Below are 17251 nucleotides of genomic sequence, written 5' to 3'. Positions count from 1 at the left end.
GAATTGAGGGAGTTTCGCACAACGGTCACGCAATATAGTTAACGGAGTTTAGTGTAATGCCTTATTACGGGCTGAATAATCATCGGATACGCCATTACAATAAAACCCTGCTGCTGGAGATTCTGTATCGGCAAAAGGTCGCCAGTAAATCAACGCTGGCCCGGCTGTCGAAGCTCTCCATTCCGGCCATCAGCAAAATTCTGTCCGAGCTGGAAGCGGAAAAACGGATATCCCATCGCCAGGAAAACCTGCACGCCCGTGGATTGAACGGCGGAAGCTATCAGATACGTCCGCCGGCGGGGCATATCCTTTGTCTGAATGTCTCTCCCTATATGATTGAAAGCGTACTGGTGGATGGACTCATCACCGCCCAATCGCCTTTACGCCGTACCGCCATCAAGGCGACCACGCCCGAAGCGCTGCTGGCAGAGATCGAGAAACTGTATCGGGAATATCATCATATGCACCGCCAGCTGCCGCTGCGCCTGGCGCTGTCGATTCACGGCCAGGTCAACCCGGTCACCGGCGTATCGCAAAATATGCCGCAGGCGCCGTGGGATACGCCGATTGAAATTAAATACCTGCTGGAGGAACGGCTGAACACCGAACTGCTGATAGACAATGACTGCATCATGCTGGCGTTGGCTGAGAAGTGGCAAAACGACGCCAATCATCAGGACTTTTGCGTGATTAACGTGGATTACGGCATCGGCTCGTCTTTTGTGATTAATCGGCAAATCTATCGGGGCAGCCTGTACGGCAGCGGTCAGATCGGCCACACCATTATCGATCCCGACGGCGCCGCCTGCGCCTGCGGCCGCTATGGTTGTCTGGAGACTGTCGCCTCGCTCTCGGCGTTAAAGAAAAAAGCGCGCATGATGCTAAAAAGCCATTCCCACAACCACCTGCAAGATGGCGTTCTTAAAACGCCGACCACGGAATGGCTGATTGCCCGCTATCATCAGGGAGATGAAGACCTGAAGCCGCTGGTCAATAATTCCGCGCGAGCCATAGGACTGAGCCTGTATAACTTTCTTAATACGCTGAATATCAACCGGATATATCTGTATGGGCGCAGCTGCGGATTTGGCGAGACGTGGTTGAGCATTATTCAGGAGCAGACCGGTTTTAATCCGTTTGATCACGCTGACGCAGTCAAAACCCATGCGACCAATATCGGTTTCGGACAATTATCCCGGCAACAGCAGGTCATGGGCATTGCCTATTTATTTGTAGAGCAAGCGCTAAAGGATATGGACGAGATAAACAATGAGTGAGCCGCTCTGCGCGCCGGCGCCTTGCGGCACCGGCACGATTCAACCTATTGAAATGCTCTAACTGCGTCCCGTTACCGCCGCCGCCACGGCGTGGCTGTCCTCCAGCATGCGGTAGCGCGTAATCCGGCCATCGCCGACGGTTAGCACGACGGCAAACGGCGACTCGATAAGGCGGCCGGTGGCGTTGACCCGCGAGGCCAGTTCGCCCAGCACCGCCGCCGTGTCGACGTCGGCCAGAATCCGCTGCACCTCGAAGCGCTCCGGCGTAATGCGCGCGGCCAGTTCCCGGTAGAATGCCCCCACCGACTCGCTGTCTCGGCGCGGGCCGATCCAAGGCACCGCCTCCAGATTGCCGGGGATATCCCAGTCCACCTCGTCGGCGAACAGCGCGAGGATTTCCGCCAGCGCCTGCGGATCGTCGGGCGCGGCCCAGAACTTCGCCACCCGCTCAAAGTAGCGCGCGGCGATCTCGCGCGGCGCGGCGGGCGCCTGCGCGCCGTGATACAGGGCCACTCGCCTGCTGTCTTCGTTGGTCATATCCGGATCGACGTAGATAAAAGTCCGCTTAATAAGCGCCCCGTCGAACTCGAACACGTTGGCGAAGCGCCCCTGCGAGATTTCGCCATCGGGCCATGATCGTCCGTCCGCGGTCACGCCCCACTCGCGCCCTTCCGCCACGATGCGATCGCCCTGCACGGTGAAGATCAGGCCGTCGATATCATGGGTCAGCTGCGCCGCGTCGCGGGCGATGCGTTCGGCGAAACGTTGCAGCGCCGCCTTGCCGCGCGCCGTGCCGAACTTGGGGAAGAAGAACTCAACATCCTCGGTGAACAGATCCAGCAGCGCAGGATCCTTGGCATCGACCTTACGGAAATAGTCGCGAACGGTCTCTATACGGGCGTCGGCATGATCGGACATCGGCTTGCTCCATTTGTGTAAGTTGAATTACAGTATTAACATGAACGCGAATAGCGTCAATAATTATGTAATCGAAAATACAGAAAGGAGACAGTATGGCCCGAGGGCGCCCCCGCAGTTTTGACCGTGATGCCGCACTTAAGTCCGCCATGGAAATCTTCTGGGCCAAAGGCTTCGAAGCCACCCAGCTCGCCGAGCTGATGAGCGCCATGGGCATCAACCCGCCCAGCTTCTACGCCGCTTTCGGCTCCAAGGAGGCCCTGTATCGGGAAGCGCTCGATCTCTATCTCTCCACGGTGGGCGCCGGCAGCATGAAAGTGCTGGCCGAGACGCAAAACGTACGCGCAGCTATCGAGGGCATGCTGCTCGCCAGCCTGAACATTGCGTTGTCCAGCCCGTCTTCCGGCGGCTGCATGGTCAGTCTGGGCCTGTTCAACTGTCAGGAACAGAACGCGCCGCTGCGCGGCCATATGCGAGAACTGCGGCGCAGCACCGAACGGCTGATCCGCCAGCGGCTGGAGCGCGGAATCGCCGAGGGCGAACTGCCAACGGAGACCGATACCGCGCGTCTGGCGACTTACTTTTCCACCATCATTCAGGGCATTTCGCTACAGGCTCAGGACGGCGCGGCGCGCGAAACGCTGCTGGGTCTGGTGGAAACGTCGATGGCGGCGTTGCCGAATGGATAACACATGGGGCGCTGTCGTTTGATGGGATGCTGCTTGCCGCAGCGATAAACGCCGATAGCTTACTGCCTGCCAAGCGGCTAACCCGCCGGGTTTGCCGACTCCCCTTCCCCGCCCTGCCTATATCCGGCTTTTTGTTTGTCGTGGATCAATCATATTGGATGGGCTGGCTCTTGGCGCGAAGACACGCTTGACCAGGAGATGACCGTTGCATTTTCAGCCGTCAAATTCAGGAGGCATCGGGGCATCCAGTAAATATGTTCTATATGTCTTGTAGATCCGCTGGACCTCTGGACTGTCCAGACTCTCGTAGACGATGTCTTCTTTGTCTAAGCCATCCAAGCCCTTGATACCACTTATCAACGCTGGCCACTCGTCACGACTAGAAATGTTGACCACAAACGGTTTCAAGTAATTATCGAGATGTCCCTTGGAAGGATCTCGGATCTCGTCGCTGAGAGCCCGCAAATAGACATCTTTGGTGGTCTTTGACCAATTGATAGCAAATTTAGCACGATAGGAGAGTTCCATAAAAATAAGCAGAATCGTGCGACCATTACCGTCCAGAAAGGGGTGTGCAAAAGCCAACTGGCCCATCACCTCGCCAGGCCGATCTCTGAATCGCTTCTTGTCTGCTGCCAACTTAAGCGCATAGTCGATAGCCATCTTGATCAAATTCGGGCGCTCGAAGACGGTGCAATGGGGATCATCAAGCGAGCCTTTGAAGACTGCAAGGTGCGGTACTAGCTCGTTGCGATCTTTCCCTGCCCAGGGATAGAAATCGGCAAAAAGGATCTCATGAACTTTAAGTACGGTTTGGTAGTCGATGGGGCGCTTTTTAGCTAAGTAGGTTAGCGCCTCATCAATGCTTAATTCGAACGAAAGATGCTCTGACTCTTTTACTTCGATGGGATCTTTAAGATGTAAGGAATTTTGAAGATAACCAGCAGTTTCGAAATCGCCAAAGGGATCGAAGCTCATACGCTAATTTTTTTCCTAGAACGTCTTTTCTCCTGAAGGTACCCCCCCTGGAGCGTAAGGATCTCAGACTTGCTCAGCACGCCTTTTCTTTTGAGATTAACGAGTAATTGCTCAATATTATCCAACTCGACGCTGTCACCCGCCATACGAGTAATAGCCACGGCCATGCGGCTCATGCCATCACGTTCAGCGGTGACTTTATGGAATTTAGCAAGCCTGCGGACTTGACTTGCAACACTTATAGCGGCTGTTTTAGTCATCAAAAACCCCCTATTTACAGCTAAAGTATAACAAGGAGCCAGCTTATTGTCTCCATTCGGCTCAAAGACCAAAGTCAACAGAAAGCACATGATATACAAGCTTGCTAAGGTGAATTTTCTTCGAAATGGTAGGTCTTGAGAATAAGGTAAAGGTTTCGCGCCGTCCGTTAAGACTGTTGGCTCGCGAACAGATTTCCATTCCATAGAAATCCATGCGCGAGCGCCAAGATCCATTCTTTCAGAATGTAAGGTTTTATAAACCGATGCCGGACGGGCTTTCATTCTGACTCTACAATCCGTCCTGTCCGCGTCCAACGCTTAGGTAGCGTGAAGGCCAAATGTCTTCGGGGCGTTTATTCAGCGCTTCGGCGATCAGGCGCTCGCCTTTCGGCCAGTGTCGCGTCAACGCGTTTGCCAACGTGGACGACGCCAGCCCCGCCTCTCTGGAAATCGCCGCCAGCGTCGTTCCCCTCTTCCTTAAGCCTGCAATAATGTCGGCTGGATGCCAGTCATGTTGCTTCATAAGTCCTCCCATATTGTTGACTATAAGTCACATGATAGCACAAGAACTAACAATTGTGACTAATAGTCCGTGGACTGATAAGCATCAAAATTGAATGCTTGTCACATGAAAACATCCGATTCGATCAAAGTCCTGCTAGGACAACGTGTAAAAGCACTCAGATTACAGGCTGGCTTGTCTCAGGAAGCCTTTGCGGAAAAGTGCGGACTGGATCGTACCTATATCAGCGGCATTGAGCGTGGGATCAGAAACCCAACGCTGGAAGTGCTCTACATCATCGCGATCGGATTACATACCGACCTAGCCACGCTGTTTGCATTTCACGATCCAGCCTGACATTCCAACCTTACCGATTAAATCGACAAAATCTCTCATATGTGACTCATCGTCCGTGGTCTGATAAGCAACAAGCGCTGATGCTTATCAGCATGAAAAACACAAAAAACATTACCGCTCGTTTTGGGCAACGAGTAAAAACGCTTCGCTTACAGGCCGGACTCTCCCAAGAGGCTTTCGCCGATAAGTGCGGCCTGGATCGCACTTATATTAGCGGGATTGAGCGAGGTGTAAGAAATCCCACTCTGGAAGTAATTGGAGTTATTGCTGATGGGTTGGGGATTAATTTAAAGACTCTTTTTGATTTTTAAATTTCTCTATCTGGCATTATTTATCTGATACATAATGCCGAGAAAGTTTTAGAGGTAATTATGAGTGTTGATTATTATTACAGACAAATAGTAAAAATGTAGCTAAGCAACAAAAAATAAAGCCACCTCTAAGATAATATATCCTAACAAATGCTATGTAATGGAAGAATCCAAATCTGGTGGTGAAAATTCTACTGAAGCTGCCCATCTCTGGTAGAAGATCTAGATCTATAAAATGGTGTAAAAAATGAGGTATTATTTGTATAATATAAGAACCCTAACAGGAGATATTTTGTGATAGAATCAATTAAGATCTTCGCTCTTTCATCAAGCAATTTAGGAAGTTTAGTTGCAGGGCTTTTGGTTTTTTTTATCAGCGGTTTTATTGTTTTTTTAATTAAAGAAAAATTAAAAAAACCGCCATCATTATCAGGAGTTTTTTATCTAAAAACCACGACAGAAAATTCAGCAATGAAAACCTATGAAGGATTATCATCAATTTTTATTCTCACATTAATTAATGAATCAGCAACAAAAGCAATAGGGAAGATAGAAAAAATATACGATATAGAAAAAAATGGATTTCATAGGTCGTATATAGGTAAAGATAGGAATACAGGTGATGTTCTACTAACAGTAGAAAGATATTACTTAGGAAGAAACAGAATAAACATACATATATCTTTAAACGGTGATGCTAATGGAATGCAAAGACCCTCTTCGCTAGTTGTTGCTTTAAATAGAGCCAAGCTAAAAACTAAAGGTATTTTTACAACAACAGCTGCCGATGCTAAAGGAATAGCTGTATTCCAAAACGAAGAGTTTCAAGATAAAAAATGAGATTATTTCTGACAATACTTACCATCCCCCATTTTATTGCTTGTATTATTTTATATAACAATAAAAACATTATTAGAGATCTAGAACTGTGTATTGATTATATCAATACAGAAAAAACCTCATTCTTAATGATAGATGATTATTTTTATTATGTTTTAATAAAAGCGGAAGATCATAGGAACTCTATACATTATGGCATAGACCCGATAGCCGTCATCAGATGTATTTATCTAAAATTAAAAAAAAGAAGCATTCAAGGAGGAAGTACAGTAGAGCAACAATTAGTCAGGACATTAACAGGCAGATATGAGAGAACACTTCGCCGAAAAATCAGAGAGCAAGTAATTGCTATGTTATTAATACATAAAGTAAAAAATAAAAAATTAATAGGGAAAGCCTATTTAAACTGCGCATATTTTGGGTATATGAAAGTTGGTTTTTTTAATTTATCAGAGGAAGATAAAAAAGACGCAAGCGAACTAATAGCCAGGCTAAAATACCCTACTAAAAAAAATGAACAACCTTCTGACAATGAAAAAATAGCGAGAAGAAAAAGATATATTGATGACATATTAAAAACACAACTGATTTTTATAAAAAAGAACATCTGTTAATGGCAATCACAATCCACTTATCAAAGTAATCACCACAATTTTAACGGGATCATAAGTAGAGTTATATAGAACGTAACACATGCTGTTTTGGGATATAACATCCCAACTTTTGGTTCTTATAAAACCACTTCCATTCTATTGTATACCGTTGTAATTCGTCCAGTGATGATAATACATATTGTGCCAGGCACTGTACGATTATAATGTTCGATATAGGAATTTGCTGCAGTTTTCTCGGCTGAATAAAATTCATTTCTATCGCGCTTTTCCTCCTGTTCAATGGCGGTTTTTACCGTCAGGGGTGAGGAAGTCTGAAGATGCCCCGAAAGCCGCGTCACGTCTAGCTTTTGGCGGGGATTTTTACCGTCATGACCGAAAAAGAATCAATCATCAACGGGAAGGTCATAATCCGGGTCTCTCGATTTACCGTCGCGTCTACCGCCAGCCTGTTCTGCTGGCCGGCGATAGTCACCGATAGTCGCCACAACCCATTTAATTATAAATCAAACTGTTATGGCGATTTTTCGCTAGTTGGCGATAGTTCCTGAAAAACCTTGGATCATTCCCACTCGATCGTCGCCGGCGGCTTGCCGGACACGTCGTAAACCACGCGGGAGATACCGTCCACTTCGTTGATGATGCGGTTGGAGACGCGGCCGAGGAACTCGTACGGCAGATGCGCCCAGTGAGCGGTCATAAAGTCGATGGTTTCCACCGCACGCAATGAAACAACCCAGTCGTACTTACGGCCGTCGCCCATTACGCCGACGGAACGCACCGGCAGGAAGACGGTGAAAGCCTGGCTTACTTTGTCGTACAGTTCGGCTTTGTGCAGTTCTTCAATGAAGATGGCATCGGCACGGCGCAGCAGATCGCAATACTCTTTTTTCACTTCGCCCAGCACGCGCACGCCCAGACCCGGCCCCGGGAACGGGTGGCGATAAAGCATGTTGTACGGCAGGCCCAGCTCCAGGCCGATTCTGCGTACTTCGTCTTTAAACAGCTCTTTGAGCGGTTCCACCAGACCCAGCTTCATCTCTTTCGGCAGGCCGCCGACGTTATGGTGAGACTTGATCACGTGCGCCTTGCCGGTTGCCGAAGCGGCGGATTCAATCACGTCCGGGTAGATGGTGCCTTGCGCCAGCCATTTCACTTCGGACTGTTTGCACGCTTCTTCATCAAAGACTTCGACAAAGACGCGACCGATGGTCTTACGCTTCACTTCCGGATCGTCGATACCGGCCAGCGCGTCCAGGAAGCGATCTTCCGCCGGGACATGGACGATATTCAGGCCGAAACGATCGCCGAACATTTCCAGCACCTGATCGGCTTCGTTCAGGCGCAGCAGGCCGTTATCCACAAAGACGCAGGTCAGGCGTTTACCGATGGCGCGGTGCAGCAACATCGCCGTGACCGAGGAGTCGACGCCGCCGGACAGACCGAGGATGACATGATCTTCGCCAACCTGCTGACGAATGCGCTCAACGGCGTCGTCAATAATTTTAGCCGGCGTCCACAGCGCTTCGCACTGGCAGATATCACGCACAAAACGCTCCAGCAGACGCTGTCCCTGACGGGTGTGCGTGACTTCCGGGTGGAACTGTACGCCGTAAAAACGTTTTTCTTCGTTGGCCATAATGGCGAACGGACAGGTATCGGTGCTGGCGACGGTGACGAAATCGTCGGGAATAGCGGTCACTTTATCGCCGTGGCTCATCCAGACATCCAGCAGCGGCGCGCCGTCAGCGCTCAATGCATCCTGAATATCGGCCACCAGTCGGCTGTCGGTTTTAATTTCAACCTGAGCGTAACCGAATTCACGTTCATTGGAGCCTTCAACATGGCCGCCCAGTTGCATCGCCATGGTCTGCATGCCGTAGCAAACGCCTAATACCGGCACGCCCGCCTGGAAAACATACTCAGGCGCACGCGGGCTGTTGAATTCAGTGGTGCTTTCCGGGCCGCCGGAAAGAATAATGCCGTTAGGATTAAATTCGCGGATCTGCGCTTCTGTGACATCCCATGCCCAGAGTTCACAATACACGCCCAGTTCACGAATACGTCGTGCAACCAGCTGCGTATATTGCGAGCCGAAATCCAGAATAAGAATGCGGTGTTGATGAATGTTTTCTGTCATGGGAAACGTATTCCAAATACGAATATATCCGGCAAACCTCAAGTAGACGGGCTGTTGCACGCCCTTCACCTTGAAATCGATAGGATATAAAAGCTAAAAAGTAATTAAACCCGGTGAATATTACCGGGTTTAACGAATTAAATCAGCCTGTAATCACCTTATGAACCCATACGGTAATTCGGTGATTCCTTGGTAATGGTAACGTCGTGGACATGGCTTTCCTGAATGCCGGCGCCGCTGATGCGGACAAACTCCGCCTTCGTGCGCAGTTCATCGATGGTGCCGCAGCCGGTCAGCCCCATACAGGAGCGCAGGCCGCCCATCTGCTGATGCACAATGGCTTTCAGCATGCCTTTGTAAGCCACGCGGCCTTCAATCCCTTCCGGCACCAGTTTGTCCGCCGCGTTATCGCTCTGGAAATAACGGTCGGAAGAGCCTTTGGACATCGCGCCCAGCGAGCCCATACCGCGATAGGATTTGAAAGAGCGCCCCTGATACAGTTCGATCTCGCCGGGGGATTCTTCCGTACCGGCCAGCATGGAGCCCACCATCACACAGGCCGCGCCGGCGGCGATCGCTTTCGCGATATCGCCGGAGAAGCGAATACCGCCGTCGGCGATAACCGGAATGCCGGTGCCTTCCAGTGCTTCGACCGCGTCGGAAATTGCGGTGATCTGCGGTACGCCCACGCCGGTGACGATACGCGTGGTACAAATAGATCCGGGGCCGATACCCACTTTCACCGCGCTCACGCCAGCGTCCGCCAGCGCTTTTGCGCCCGCGGCCGTCGCTACGTTGCCGCCGATAATCGGCAGATCCGGGTATTTTTCACGGGCGGCGCGAATGCGCTGCAATACGCCTTCGGAGTGACCGTGAGAGGAGTCAATCAGCAACACGTCAACGCCGGCCGCAACCAGCGCATCAATGCGTTCTTCATTACCGTCGCCTGCGCCGACGGCCGCGCCAACGCGCAGACGGCCATGTTCGTCTTTACACGCGTTAGGTTTACGTTCCGCTTTCTGAAAATCTTTTACCGTGATCATGCCGAGCAGGTGGAACTTATCATCCACCACCAGCGCTTTCTCAACGCGTTTTTCATGCATTCTGTGCAGCACGACTTCACGGGCTTCGTCGGCTTTTACCGTGACCAGACGTTCTTTCGGCGTCATCACCGCGCTGACCGGCAGATCCAAATCGGTGACGAAACGTACGTCACGACCGGTGATGATGCCAACCAGTTCATTACCTTCGGCAACCACCGGATAACCGGCAAAACCATTGCGTTCGGTCAGTTCCCTTACCTGACGCAGCGTGGTGGTTGGCGTAACGGTTTGAGGATCAACCACCACGCCGCTTTCATGTCTTTTTACCCGGCTGACTTCTTCAGCCTGACGTTCAATCGACATATTTTTATGAATAAAGCCGAGACCCCCTTCCTGCGCCAGAGCAATCGCCAGATTGGATTCCGTTACGGTATCCATCGCAGCGGACAGCATAGGAATATTCAGGCGAATGGTTTTCGTCAGTTGAGTGGATAAATCAGCCGTGTTAGGCAAGACAGTAGAATGAGCGGGAACAAGGAGGACGTCGTCAAACGTCAGTGCTTCTTTAGCGATACGTAGCATGGGCAATATCTCACCAAGGTGAATGTGAAGAACAGATAAAATATTGCCGTGGCATTATACAGAGCGTAACCCATTGTCTCCAGTGTTTTTTGAAAAAAAGCTTGATAAGCGCTTACAGGCAGGTACTATCGATCAATTAAGTCCCTGTTTTAAAATTTGATCTGGCTCACAATGTCTCAATTCCCTTCTTCTGCGATTTTTACCGTTAGCCGCCTGAACCAGACGGTTCGCCAACTGCTGGAAATGGAAATGGGCCAGATACGGCTTTCCGGAGAAATATCCAACCTTTCTCAGCCGTCATCCGGCCATTGGTATTTCACGCTGAAAGATGAACGCGCGCAGGTTCGCTGCGCCATGTTCCGCAACAGCAACCGCCGCGTCACATTCCGTCCGCAAAACGGTCAGCAGGTGCTGATACGCGCCTCGATTACGCTGTACGAACCGCGCGGCGATTACCAACTGCTGGCGGAAAGCATGCAACCGGCGGGCGACGGCCTGCTGCAACAGCAGTTTGAGCAGCTAAAACAGAAGCTCGCCGCCGAGGGGCTGTTCGACCAGCAATTCAAGCAGGCATTGCCAAGCCCCGCCAAACGGGTCGGTGTCATCACCTCGGCCAGCGGCGCCGCCCTGCACGATATTCTTCAGGTTCTGCAACGTCGCGATCCGTCGCTGCCGGTGGTGGTCTATCCAACCGCGGTTCAGGGCAACGACGCGCCGCTACAGATTGTGCGCGCGATCGAACTGGCGAACCTGCGCGCCGAATGTGACGTGCTGATTGTGGGACGAGGCGGCGGCTCGCTGGAAGATTTATGGAGCTTTAACGATGAGCGGGTGGCGCGGGCGATTTTCGCCAGCCGCATTGCCGTCGTCAGCGCCGTCGGCCATGAAACCGACGTCACCATCGCCGATTTCGTCGGCGATTTGCGCGCGCCTACGCCCTCGGCCGCCGCGGAACTGATTAGTCGCAACCAGATCGAACTCATCCGCCAGATACAATCTCAGCGTCAGCGGCTGGAGATGGCGATGGATTATTACCTTGCCCAGCGCAGTCGCGACTTTACCCGCCTGCAACACCGCTTACAGCAGCAGCATCCGCAGCTGCGGCTGGCTCGTCAGCAGACTCAACTGGTCAGGCTGCGCCAGCGGCTGGATGAGGGGATGCAGTTGCAGCTCAAACAGCTAGCGCGCCGCAGTGAGCGTTTACAACAGCGACTGATACAGCAACAACCGCAACCCAGGATCCATCGTGCGCAACAGCGTTTACAGCAGTTGCAGTATCAGATGCGCTACGCACTTGAGCGCCGGCTCAATCAGCATAAACAGCGGCTGGGCGTCGCCTGCTCGCATCTGGAGGGGGTCAGTCCGCTGGCGACGCTGGCGCGCGGTTATAACGTCACCACCACGCCGGACGGCCAGGTGCTGAAGAATATCGCCCAGGCCGAGCCGGGAACCATGTTGAAGACCCGCCTGCAAGACGGTTGGGTAGAAAGTCAGGTCACCATGCTGATGCCGGAAAACGCGACGGCATTAATAGCCAAACGGCGCAAAAAAAGATAGAAATACCCTGCTAGACTATATTTACCTTAGGTAATTATTAACAGTCCCCTTTTTCGATCGTCTGAATTGCCATTCGCCACCTTTCTCAAGGAGACCGAGGTATGAAGTCCAGGCCGATTCAAAGCGTGATCCCTCCTTATCTTTTACATCGCATTATTGCCAATGGGTCAGAGGAACAGCGTCGCTGCGCCCAACAAACCCTGATGCACGTTCAGTCGCTGATGGTAAGCACTCACCCCAAACCCGCGCCTCACGCCCTGGCTTCTGCGGGTCGGCCCTATCGCGAAATATACGATGCGGAAAATCAGCAGCAATTGCCCGGCAAGCTGGTGCGAAAGGAAGGTCAGAACAGCAATGGCGATATCGCCGTCGATGAAGCCCATGACTATCTTGGCGTTACCTATGATTTCTTCTGGCAGGCCTTTCAGCGCAATTCCCTTGATAATCAAGGATTAACGCTAACAGGCACCGTACACTACGGCAAAGACTATCAGAACGCGTTCTGGAATGGACAGCAGATGGTTTTTGGCGACGGCGACGGTAAAATTTTCAACCGCTTCACCATCGCCATTGATATTGTGGCGCATGAACTGACGCACGGCGTGATTGAAAGTGAAGCCGAGCTCATCTATTTAAGGCAATCCGGCGCGTTGAACGAGTCGTTATCCGATGTTTTTGGTTCAATGGTAAAACAGTTCCACCGCGGACAAACGGTGGATCAGGCCGACTGGATGATTGGCGAAGAGCTGCTGGCGGAAGGGATCCACGGAACCGGCCTGCGCTCGATGTCGCAACCGGGAACCGCGTATGACGATCTGCTGTTAGGCCGGGATCCGCAACCCTCGCATATGGACGGCTATATCAATACCCGTGAAGATAACGGCGGCGTACACCTCAACTCTGGGATACCGAACCGCGCATTTTATCTGGCGGCGACCGAACTGGGAGGCTATTCCTGGGAAAAAGCGGGCAAAATATGGTATGCCACCCTGTGTGATAAGTCGCTGCCGCAAAACGCCGATTTTGAAATATTCTCCCGCTTCACCATCCAGCATGCCGCACAGCTTTTCGACCAGTCCGTCGCGGATATCGTTAAGCAATCCTGGGAAAAAGTAGGGGTTGTATCCGCCCAGGGAAGCCTGTAGATGAAGACGTTGCCTGAACTCAATGATGATGCCGTTATCGAACTGGCGCGCGAAGGCGGCATCGCCTGGATCCCCAAGCTGGCCGGACTGCGGCGTTTTGCATTAGCCAACCTGCCGCCACCCGTTCGGGAACGCATTTGCCACGCTATCCGCTCCGCGCTGCCGCAGGCGCGCGAACCCGGCGGGCCGGACTCCCCCGGCCGCGGCGATCAATTTTATTACCGCATTCATATCTATTTTTCCTCCGCAAAGAAAACGCCCGATGCCGAAAAAGAGTTTTTGATCCCGGAAAACCTGGCGCCGCCGGAACTCACCACCCTATGGCGCGAAGGCAAATAGCGACTTTAAATCCGCATCCGGTCCGTCTCCGGGGACAGAAATTACGTCAACAGCATTTTCATGCGGAGCAATAATCATTAATGTGTTGCTTGCCGTATCAGGCGGTCTAGCAGCATCATTGCCTGGCAAGAGCGATAAACAATACATCGGCATTTGTCGGCTTCAATCTGGCTCGTTATATGATATTCCGTGGGGATATATTTGATTCACTCAACCACGACAATAGGGAAGAATGATGAATTTAGGTAAAAATTTCAATGAATTAATCAGCCATGGAAGGGAGGTTGAGAAAGAAATCAGAGATAAGAACCCTGCGCTATACCGACGTTCAGGAAAAAAACTGGAGAATTACTTCCTTAAGAAAGAAAACGCGATCCCTCCCGTAACGCCGTGGACAACCGTAATGGCTATATTTTTATTACTGCCCGTTGCCGTAATAAATACAATCGTGCTGGCAGATCTGTTTATCATTGATAAGAACAATCACGGACTTCACTTCGGGTTCACCGCAATCATAACAATCATTTATTATATAATACCGCTTATTATGTTTATCCATTATATTCCAAGGGGGCATAACAGAGGATTGGAAGTATTAAAAACCCTGTATATCACCTCTGTATTTCTGGCTGTACCAAACTGCATCTACCATATTACCCTCTATACTCAGACCGGGTTGAATTCAAATCTTGTCATGCCAGTGATTATTATCCTTTTACTCTATTTTGTTTTCAAACTGATAAACTCGCCCTCATTTTACCTTTTCGTCTTTTTTTGCCGAAGCAAGCGGATTGCTAAAATAACCTATCAGTGGCGAAAAAGCAGAAAGAAGGCTTAAAAAGGTATAAGCGCATATTATATTTTTTATTTTTCCGCCTGTTGTTTGTGCAACGAAAAGACCACGCGCTTTTTCGAAACCAGACCATGCCCGTGCTGACAGAAATAATCCACCGCGCCGCAGGCTTTTAGCTCCTGAAGCGGCTGTCGGCATTCGGGGCAATGCGCTGCGCGCAGATAGTCCTGCCCACAGGCCGGACAATGAAACCGATTATCGTTTTTCCAGTTCATCGCGCTATGGCAGCGCGGACAAATGACTTCCACCCTATCCTCCCCTTATGACTAAATCACCCCGAGCGAACGCAGGAAATAGACGCCCAGGGCAATAACAAAGAACGAACCGGCGGTGGTCAAACCAATAATATTGGCCGCCAGCGTGGGATTGCCGCCCATTGCCCGGGTCATCGCGTAGCTGCCCGCCGACGTCGGCGTGGCGGAAAACAAAAAAATCACGCCGAGCGTCGCGCCGCGAAAACCGACCAGCCAGCCGCCGAACGTCAGGATCGCCGGCACAATCAGCAACTTGGACACGGAGGAGAGCGCCGCCACGTTGGACGATCGAAAAATCATCCGCAGATCAAGACTAACGCCGGCGCACAAAAGCGCCAACGGCAACGACAGCGAGGCAATAAAGCCGCCGGTCTGCCGAATCACCGATGGCATCGGCCAGCCGCTGTTCGAATAGCACAAGCCGCCCAGCAGGCTGATAATCAACGGATTGGTGACGATGCTCTTCAGCAGCGCGGAGATACGGATGCCCCGACCGTCATCCGTGCGCTTTAAGCTGCGCGTCAAGGTGATCACGGACAACACGTTAAACATAATCACCGTCACCATCAGGTACAAAGAACCGATGGCGACGCCTTCTTCGCCATAGGCGCTCATCGCGAACGCCAGCCCCATAATGCCGGTGTTTGAACGAAAGCCGCCCTGCACGAAGATACCGCGCTCGGTCGGTTCCTTGACGACATAGACCGCGGCGAACTCCAGCAACAGATAAGTCAGTAACGTGCCGACGATGCCATAAACCACCAGCGGCAACTGCGCCATCATCGGCTGGTGATTGCTGACCACGCTGAAGAACAGCAGACAAGGCAGAGAGACATTAAAGACCAGGCGCATGGCCGAGTCGCAAAAGGCGTCGTTCAGCATGTTCAGTTTGCGCAGCGCCATTCCCAGCAGCAGCATCAACAGATTCGGCATCGTGACGTTAAACGCAAAACTCCAGTTTTCCCAGGACATAAACTTACCCAGCCGTTCAGCAATGCGGGGCGAATACTCAGTATCCGCCCCGCTCATTCATTATTTACTTTTTTTCAGATGCTTCATCAAACGCTTACGCTTACGTAACTGATTGGGCGTCAAGGTATTACGCTTATCCGCAAAGGGGTTTTCCCCTTCTTTGAACTGGATGCGGATTGGCGTTCCCATCACCTGCAATGAACGACGATAGTAATTCATCAGATAGCGTTTATAGGAATCCGGTAAATCTTTTACCTGATTGCCGTGGATCACCACAATCGGCGGGTTATAGCCTCCCGCGTGCGCATATTTCAGCTTCACGCGACGACCGCGTACCAGCGGCGGCTGATGGTCATCGACAGCCATCTGCATAATCCGGGTCAGCATGGAGGTACCCACCCGGCGAGTGGCGCAGGAATAGGCTTCAGTCACCGATTCAAACAGATTACCCACGCCGCTGCCATGCAGCGCGGAGATAAAATGGATGCGGGCGAAATCAATAAAACCGAGGCGTAAATCCAGCGTTTCCTTGATTTGCTCCCGAACCTCCTGCGACAGGCCGTCCCACTTGTTGACCACAATCACCAGTGAGCGCCCACTATTGAGGATAAAGCCCAACAGAGAGAGATCCTGATCGGCAATCCCTTCGCGCGCATCGATAACCAGCATCACCACGTTGGCGTCTTCAATCGCCTGTAGCGTTTTAATCACCGAGAACTTTTCAACCGTATCGGTCACCTTGCCGCGTTTACGCACCCCGGCGGTATCGATCAGCACGTACTCTCGCTCGTCACGCACCATCGGGATATAAATACTGTCGCGCGTAGTACCCGGCATATCGTAAACCACCACCCGTTCCTCGCCCAGAATACGGTTGGTGAGTGTGGACTTACCCACGTTGGGGCGGCCGACGATGGCCAGCTTAATCGGCAGGTCTTCAGGATTGAAATCATCTTCTTCCCCCTCGGCGTCGTCGGCAGGCTGACCCTCCGCAAGCTGCTCGGCCCAGTAGGCGGCGTTTTCTTCTTCTTCCGTCAGCTCAACGACTTCAGTCTCATCATCCTGCACAAACGGCAACAGCGCTTTTTCAAGCAATGACGTTACGCCGCGGCCGTGAGAAGCGGCTATCGGATAGATATCCCCCATTCCCAGAGAGTAGAAATCGCCGATAACGGTATCGGGATCGACGCCATCCGTTTTATTGGCGACCAGAAACGTCGCCTTCTGGCGGCTGCGCAGATGTTGCGCGATCCCCTGATCGGCAGGCATCAGCCCCGCGCGGGCATCCACCATAAACAACACGATATCGGCTTCTTCTATCGCCATCAGCGACTGACCGGCCATCCGCGTTTCGACGCCGTCTTCGGTGCCATCAATACCGCCGGTATCAATGATGATAAATTCATGACCTTCAACTTCAGCACGACCATACTTGCGGTCACGTGTCAGCCCAGGGAAATCCGCCACCAAAGCATCACGCGTGCGCGTCAGGCGGTTAAATAGAGTGGATTTCCCCACATTCGGACGTCCGACCAGCGCGACGACAGGTATCATTGTTACAACCTCATTACTTATGTTTCAATACGTTACAGCAAGAACACTCGCTGACGATAAAGACGAAAC

General features: G+C 51.6%; 19 protein-coding genes. 10 read left to right on the top strand and 9 right to left on the bottom strand.

Annotated features, from left to right (window positions below):
- The first annotated feature begins 56 nt into the window (after positions 1-56).
- Positions 57-1277: an ROK family protein gene (locus ABRZ26_RS16820; RefSeq protein ID WP_319605306.1), complete on the top strand. Its 1221-nt coding sequence runs from the start codon at positions 57-59 to the stop codon at positions 1275-1277.
- 57 nt (positions 1278-1334) lie between these two features.
- On the opposite strand, the gene ABRZ26_RS16815 is transcribed toward ABRZ26_RS16820, so the two are convergent.
- Positions 1335-2195, bottom strand: coding sequence for a nuclear transport factor 2 family protein (locus ABRZ26_RS16815; RefSeq protein ID WP_319605305.1), 861 nt, complete (start codon positions 2193-2195; stop codon positions 1335-1337).
- A 95-nt stretch (positions 2196-2290) separates the two neighbouring features.
- Here ABRZ26_RS16815 and ABRZ26_RS16810 point away from each other — a divergent pair, with 95 nt between their 5' ends.
- A complete protein-coding gene (locus ABRZ26_RS16810; RefSeq protein WP_319605304.1) occupies positions 2291-2884 on the top strand; it encodes a TetR/AcrR family transcriptional regulator in 594 nt (197 codons plus the stop codon).
- Positions 2885-3097: 213 nt separating this feature from the next.
- Here ABRZ26_RS16810 and ABRZ26_RS16805 read toward each other — a convergent pair whose 3' ends face one another.
- From ABRZ26_RS16805 to ABRZ26_RS16795, 3 genes are read right to left on the bottom strand one after another with little or no spacing between them, the layout of a single operon-like run.
- A complete protein-coding gene (locus tag ABRZ26_RS16805; RefSeq protein WP_319605303.1) occupies positions 3098-3862 on the bottom strand; it encodes a Fic/DOC family protein in 765 nt (254 codons plus the stop codon).
- Entirely contained in the window at positions 3859-4404 is a 546-nt protein-coding gene (locus ABRZ26_RS16800; protein ID WP_319605302.1) for a hypothetical protein, read from the bottom strand. The genes ABRZ26_RS16805 and ABRZ26_RS16800 overlap by 4 nt, the downstream gene beginning before the upstream one ends.
- Before the next feature lie 7 nt (positions 4405-4411).
- Positions 4412-4645, bottom strand: a complete 234-nt coding sequence (locus ABRZ26_RS16795) for a helix-turn-helix domain-containing protein (RefSeq protein WP_319605301.1) — start codon at positions 4643-4645, stop codon at positions 4412-4414.
- A gap of 105 nt (positions 4646-4750) precedes the next feature.
- Here ABRZ26_RS16795 and ABRZ26_RS16790 point away from each other — a divergent pair, with 105 nt between their 5' ends.
- From ABRZ26_RS16790 to ABRZ26_RS16775, 4 genes are all read left to right on the top strand, one after another.
- Entirely contained in the window at positions 4751-4981 is a 231-nt protein-coding gene (locus ABRZ26_RS16790) for a helix-turn-helix domain-containing protein (protein WP_319605300.1), read from the top strand.
- 92 nt (positions 4982-5073) lie between these two features.
- Positions 5074-5292: a helix-turn-helix domain-containing protein gene (locus tag ABRZ26_RS16785; RefSeq protein ID WP_319605299.1), complete on the top strand. Its 219-nt coding sequence runs from the start codon at positions 5074-5076 to the stop codon at positions 5290-5292.
- Between the two features lie 294 nt (positions 5293-5586).
- Positions 5587-6132 (top strand): hypothetical protein, encoded by a 546-nt coding sequence (locus tag ABRZ26_RS16780; RefSeq protein WP_319605298.1) that lies wholly within the window; start codon positions 5587-5589, stop codon positions 6130-6132.
- Complete coding sequence (locus ABRZ26_RS16775; protein WP_319605297.1) at positions 6129-6746, top strand: transglycosylase domain-containing protein; 618 nt, start codon at positions 6129-6131, stop codon at positions 6744-6746. Before ABRZ26_RS16780 ends, ABRZ26_RS16775 begins: the two co-directional genes overlap by 4 nt.
- 559 nt (positions 6747-7305) lie before the next feature.
- Here the strand turns inward: ABRZ26_RS16775 and guaA are convergent.
- Positions 7306-8883, bottom strand: a complete 1578-nt coding sequence (guaA, locus tag ABRZ26_RS16770; RefSeq protein WP_319605296.1) for a glutamine-hydrolyzing GMP synthase — start codon at positions 8881-8883, stop codon at positions 7306-7308.
- Between the two features lie 158 nt (positions 8884-9041).
- Positions 9042-10508 (bottom strand): IMP dehydrogenase, encoded by a 1467-nt coding sequence (guaB, locus tag ABRZ26_RS16765; protein WP_319605295.1) that lies wholly within the window; start codon positions 10506-10508, stop codon positions 9042-9044.
- 171 nt (positions 10509-10679) lie between these two features.
- Here guaB and xseA point away from each other — a divergent pair, with 171 nt between their 5' ends.
- The 4 genes from xseA (at position 10680) to ABRZ26_RS16745 (ending at position 14387) form a co-directional block, all read left to right on the top strand.
- Complete coding sequence (gene xseA / locus ABRZ26_RS16760; protein WP_319605294.1) at positions 10680-12065, top strand: exodeoxyribonuclease VII large subunit; 1386 nt, start codon at positions 10680-10682, stop codon at positions 12063-12065.
- Between the two features lie 101 nt (positions 12066-12166).
- On the top strand, positions 12167-13210 hold the full coding sequence (locus ABRZ26_RS16755) for a M4 family metallopeptidase (protein ID WP_319605293.1): 1044 nt from the start codon (positions 12167-12169) through the stop codon (positions 13208-13210).
- Positions 13211-13549: a protealysin inhibitor emfourin gene (locus tag ABRZ26_RS16750; protein WP_319605292.1), complete on the top strand. Its 339-nt coding sequence runs from the start codon at positions 13211-13213 to the stop codon at positions 13547-13549. It abuts the gene before it with no gap.
- Positions 13550-13781: 232 nt separating this feature from the next.
- Positions 13782-14387: a hypothetical protein gene (locus ABRZ26_RS16745; RefSeq protein ID WP_319605291.1), complete on the top strand. Its 606-nt coding sequence runs from the start codon at positions 13782-13784 to the stop codon at positions 14385-14387.
- A gap of 26 nt (positions 14388-14413) precedes the next feature.
- On the opposite strand, the gene ABRZ26_RS16740 is transcribed toward ABRZ26_RS16745, so the two are convergent.
- From ABRZ26_RS16740 to der, 3 genes are read right to left on the bottom strand one after another with little or no spacing between them, the layout of a single operon-like run.
- Entirely contained in the window at positions 14414-14650 is a 237-nt protein-coding gene (locus tag ABRZ26_RS16740) for a zinc ribbon domain-containing protein (RefSeq protein ID WP_319605290.1), read from the bottom strand.
- 18 nt (positions 14651-14668) lie between these two features.
- A complete protein-coding gene (locus ABRZ26_RS16735) occupies positions 14669-15628 on the bottom strand; it encodes an AEC family transporter (protein ID WP_319605361.1) in 960 nt (319 codons plus the stop codon).
- A 60-nt stretch (positions 15629-15688) separates the two neighbouring features.
- Positions 15689-17182: a ribosome biogenesis GTPase Der gene (gene der / locus ABRZ26_RS16730; RefSeq protein WP_319605289.1), complete on the bottom strand. Its 1494-nt coding sequence runs from the start codon at positions 17180-17182 to the stop codon at positions 15689-15691.
- Between the last annotated feature and the right edge of the window lie 69 nt (positions 17183-17251).

Source organism: Brenneria sp. L4-2C (assembly GCF_040240335.1).
Taxonomy (GTDB): Bacteria; Pseudomonadota; Gammaproteobacteria; order Enterobacterales; family Enterobacteriaceae; genus Brenneria.
This window is presented reverse-complemented; position numbering and strand designations above follow the sequence as displayed.